This is a genomic window from Lentzea miocenica, assembly GCF_033949945.1.
Classification (GTDB): domain Bacteria; phylum Actinomycetota; class Actinomycetes; order Mycobacteriales; family Pseudonocardiaceae; genus Lentzea; species Lentzea miocenica.
In genome coordinates this window covers 1-1,310 of the sequence record NZ_JAXAVW010000094.1, presented here as the reverse complement: position 1 = coordinate 1,310, position 1,310 = coordinate 1, and the positions used below count along the sequence as shown (strand labels likewise).

The 1,310-nt window shown below is 68.9% G+C and carries 1 protein-coding gene; it reads left to right on the top strand.

Features of this window, described 5'->3' with window-relative positions:
• Nucleotides 1-109: 109 nt before the first annotated feature.
• Nucleotides 110-1,297, top strand: a complete 1,188-nt coding sequence (locus SK803_RS46330; protein WP_319972640.1) for an integrase core domain-containing protein — start codon at nucleotides 110-112, stop codon at nucleotides 1,295-1,297.
• Nucleotides 1,298-1,310 lie beyond the last annotated feature (13 nt).

The window sequence follows — 1,310 nt, the reverse complement described above, 5'->3', positions numbered from 1 at the left end:
CTCTTCAGTCTCAGCTGAGTTGACACAGTTCGTGTCGCGGAGCAAGTGACACACCCTGGTCGGGTGGTGTTGCGGGATCTGTCGCTTGATCGGCGTTGTGGTTGCGGCCATGGCGCGGAAAGAGGCGATGATGCGGCTGATGGACGCGATGCATGCCGCCGGGGTGGACATCCCGAACGTGTCGGAGTGGTGCCGGGTCAACGGTGTGGACCGGCGCACGTTCTATCGGCATCGGGCCCGTGCCCGTGCCGAGGGCCAGTGGCAGCCCCGATCCCGGCGCCCGCACACGATCCCGCATGCCACCCCGGAGCCGGTGGTGGCCGAGATCGTGCGGCTGCGCGAGACGCTGGCCCCGGACAACGGAGCGGACTACATCCGCGACGCACTCACCGTCCTGGCCACTGAACAAGGCTGGTCAGAGCAAGACCTGCGGGTGCCATCGCGGGCGACGATCAACCGGATCCTGGCCCGGCACGGTCTGCTGGAGATCAACCCCCGCAAGCGGCCGCGCTCGTCGTGGCGGCGGTTCAGCTACGCCCGGCCACGGGACTGCTACCAGATCGACGCCACCGAAACCGTGCTCGCCGACGGCGCGAAGGTCGTGGTCTTCGACGTGCTCGACGACCACTCCCGGCTGCTGGTCGCCTGCCACGCCGCCCACAGCGAAACCAGCGCGGCCGCGACCGCAGCGATCACCGCCGCCTTCACCGGCCACGGCGTGCCGGGCATCGTGTTGTCCGACAACGGAGGCGCGTTCACCGCCCGCCACCTGCGCGACAACGCCGGACCCACCCGATTCGAACTCGCCGTCACCGGCGCCGGCGCCCGGCTGATCCACTCCAGCCCGTATCACCCGCAAACCTGCGGCAAAGTCGAACGCCACCACCAGACCCTCAAGAAATGGCTGGCCCACCAACCCGCACCCACCACCCTGGCCGAACTGCAGACCCTGCTCGACACCCACCGGGTCCGCTACAACACCCTGCGCGGGCACAGCGCACTCGGCCGCCGCACCCCACAACACGTCTGGGACCACGCCCAGCACCACGGCGGCCCCAGCCATCCACCCGCCCAGACCGACGCCACCGTCCACCACCTCACCGCCGACCGCCGCGGCGTCGTCAGCATCGGCCGGAAACTACGTTTCCGCACCGGATCCGAACACGCCGGCCAGGCCATCACCGTCATCCGCGACCTCGACCGGGTCACCGCCTACACCTCAAACGGCCACCCGATCGGCTACATCCACCTCGACCACACCAAGACCTACCAAGGCACCCTCACCCCAGCCGCCTAACCTTGTGTCACAA

Excerpts from the sequence above, each read along its gene's own strand:
- SK803_RS46330 (WP_319972640.1), top strand. The coding sequence starts at position 110 with ATGGCGCGGAAAGAGGCGATGATGCGGCTGATGGACGCGATGCATGCC.